Annotated in this window: 2 tRNA genes; both read left to right on the top strand. The window is 43.3% G+C overall.

Annotated elements, in window-relative coordinates:
* Nucleotides 1–99: 99 nt before the first annotated feature.
* A tRNA-Ile gene (locus ACM0OT_RS23805) sits at nt 100–173 on the top strand.
* A gap of 80 nt (nt 174–253) precedes the next feature.
* Nucleotides 254–326, top strand: a tRNA-Ala gene (locus ACM0OT_RS23800).
* Nucleotides 327–404 lie beyond the last annotated feature (78 nt).

The following is a 404-nucleotide window of genomic DNA, read 5'->3' as shown; positions in this document are numbered from 1 at the left end:
GAACTCGAAAACATACAGTGAATAGAGACTGAGTTGGTTATTCCTAGGTCGTTCGCAACATTTGCTGAACTTTCAAACTATAGATTTGGTTCGGAGAACGGGCTATTAGCTCAGGTGGTTAGAGCGCACCCCTGATAAGGGTGAGGTCCCTGGTTCGAGTCCAGGATGGCCCACCTGAAACAAGTCAAAAATCAAAAGTCAAAAGTCAAAAGTAAAGAGTTGATTTTTGAAATTTGAAGATTGAATTGTGTGTGGGGGTTTAGCTCAGTTGGTAGAGCGCCTGCTTTGCAAGCAGGATGTCAGCGGTTCGAGTCCGCTAATCTCCACCTAACTAAAAAGAACAAAAAAAGGATAAAAGTTCAGCAATATGGCTATTACTGGCCAGACTGCTGGGTAAAAGTCCA

It is taken from the genome of Anabaena sp. CCY 9613 (assembly GCF_963920895.1).
Classification (GTDB): Bacteria; Cyanobacteriota; Cyanobacteriia; order Cyanobacteriales; family Nostocaceae; genus Cyanocohniella.
This window is presented reverse-complemented; position numbering and strand designations above follow the sequence as displayed.